We start from the raw sequence: 2,657 nt of genomic DNA, 5'->3' as shown, positions 1-2,657 counted from the left end.
TTCCAGAGCATTCTGTAGTGATTTTTTCGAATCATCACATTCAATAAATTCCTTTTGCATGTCTATAATCAAAAGAGCAATATTCATGAACTCATCTCCAATTCTTTAGTATAGTGAAATGCTATTTATATAATTATATCATATAATAATATCGGTTTTCCATTATCAATAATAAAAAGTCAGGAATCATCCCAGCTTCATACTTTAATATTAAGTTTTATTATTGAATTGCTTTAAATGACTAATTTCATATGATACTTTTTATTTGATTAATATTTTCTTCTCATGCATTCAATATTTTATTGATCAATGCAGAAAGTCACTCTCTTTAATCCGCTTTATGGTTTCTTCAGCTTCTTTTGATGTGAGATAGACGTACACTTCATTGCATACAAGGTCTTTGATGTCTTCAGTTCGGTCTTCTCTTATTTTTTTCCTTACCATCGAGGCGCTAATTGCTATACCATTTATTGCATGTCTTTCAACCACTATAATTTCCATACCCTGTTCAGGAAGAATTTTCTTCATTCCCTCGTTGTAGCTTTGGGTCATATTACAGTATGGCTCTGAGCCTACATATCTTTTATCAATATTGAATACAGGTCCTATGTATTTTCCAAATACCTGAAGGTCTATCTCCATGTACTGTGATGATTTCTCTTCTTCCCTTAAAAAATATGCAGGAAAAGTATTTGAAGATATAATATATCTTCCTCCAGATATTACATGAACATTTTTAAAATCTTTTGTGCATTTTCTCACAAGATCTATCCTTGTTTCAAACGAAAAGATGGACTTGTCCTCTTCAACTATAAAAACTACAACTTCATTATTTTCTTCCGAAGCCTTTCTTATAAGGTTTAAATGTCCCCTGGTGACGGGATTACAATTCATGACAATCGAAGCCTTCCTGCCATTTCCAAGTCCACTTTTTACAAACATCTTCTTTACATATTCATCTATTCCAATTCTGCCGTTTTCCATAAGGACAACCTTGTCAGATGACACAATTTCCCTGAAGCCAAGTTCCTTGAAAATTTCAGTATTGGTCTTTTTTGTAAATACAAAAACGTCATATATTCCCCTGTCAAAGAGGTTATTCATCATTTGGGTCACGAGTTTTGACCCTATTCCCGTATTACCACAAGTACATCTCACCGCTATGCTTTTTATTATATTACCCGATGACGAACAGGTCCCTACAATCTTGCCTTCAATCCTTGCCACAAGGGTGTGTTCTACATCATCTTCAAGTTCAATCTCAAATGGAGATAGAAAATGTTCTATCTCCAAGCTGTTACTTAAATTGAATTCTTCAATGTAAATATCATACATAATATCACTTCCGTTTAGTTTATAACCTTTCTTATTACATCTATTACTGTGCCATCTCTGTATTCGACCACACCAACTATTTCATCCTCAAATTCGAGGCTTTCAGGAATTCCTGAAAAACTTTCAGCCATTTCCTTTAGTTCTTCTATAGTATATACAGGAAGTTTTGTATCACCCAATTTTTCTATGAGATCTTTTCTTCTTGGGTTTATCGCTATTCCTCTTTCAGTAATTATTATGTCAACAGTTTCTCCAGGAGTAGTAACAGTTGTCACATCATTAACGATTATGGGAAGTCTTCCTTTAATAAGCTTTGTTACCACAATTGCTAGTTTTGACCCTGCAGCAGTATCACTATGTCCACCAGAGCCTCCCATTATATTACCATTTGAGCTTGTTGTAACATTTACATTGAAGCTCGTATCAACCTCAGTTGCTCCAAGTATCATAACGTCAAGATTGTTGACTACGGCACCTTTGTTGTGTGGATTTCCATACATTGATGCAGACATTGCCTGATGCCTAATATTCTTACCATAGGATTCTATGGAGTACATATCAAAGCACTGAACATCAAAGAGAGACTTAAAAAGACCTTCCTCCAACATTTCAACTAGAAACTTTGTTATTCCACCTGCTGCAAAGCTTCCCTTGATGTTTTGTTCCTTCATTTTTTCCTTTACAAAGGCTGCCACTGCTAGGGATGTACCACCGGCTCCTGTTTGGAAGGAAAAACCATCCTTCAAAAGTCCTGAATTTTCTATTATCTCCGCTGTCATTTTTGCTATTTTAAGATCAATAGGGTTTTTCGTGACCTGAGTTGTGCCAGATACTATCCCCTTTGGGTCACCTATAGAATCTATCTTAACTATATAGTCTATATATTCCTGACTGATGTCTATAGGACATGCAGGATATTCAACAATATTATCAGTAACTGCAACTGTCTTATCTGCATACATCGCATCAGGCACTGCATATCCCAGTGTACCGCAAGCTGATGGACCTTCAACTCCGTTAATATTGCCATAACTGTCAGCCGCCGGAGATGCTATGAATGCCACATCTATATGAAGATCTCCAGATTCTATGGCTCTTGCTCTTCCGCCATGGGTATGCATAATGGCAGGGTATTTAAGCTTTCCTTCAGATACTGCATCAGCAACAGGTCCGGACATGTAGTTTGCACATATTCCCGTAACAATACCTTCTCCCATATACTTTACTAGAGGCTGGTTCACAGGGAATATGGAGCTTGCTGCAACTGTCAAGTTTCTAATGCCAAGTTTTACAATCTCTTCCATGACAAGATTCATAACCTT

The 2,657-nt window shown here is 36.2% G+C and carries 2 protein-coding genes; both read right to left on the bottom strand.

All coding sequences use genetic code 11. From position 1 onward, the window contains the following. Nucleotides 1-306: 306 nt before the first annotated feature. Nucleotides 307-1,335 carry a [citrate (pro-3S)-lyase] ligase gene (citC, locus tag AC3AX0_RS11135; protein WP_487550358.1) on the bottom strand — a complete coding sequence of 343 codons (1,029 nt, stop codon included), beginning with the start codon at nt 1,333-1,335 and terminating at the stop codon, nt 307-309. Between the two features lie 14 nt (nt 1,336-1,349). Continuing rightward, a partial coding sequence (gene citF / locus AC3AX0_RS11130; protein WP_487550357.1) for a citrate lyase subunit alpha occupies nt 1,350-2,657 on the bottom strand: 1,308 nt, incomplete at its 5' end.

The organism is Dethiosulfatibacter sp., from assembly GCF_983023055.1.
This window is presented reverse-complemented; position numbering and strand designations above follow the sequence as displayed.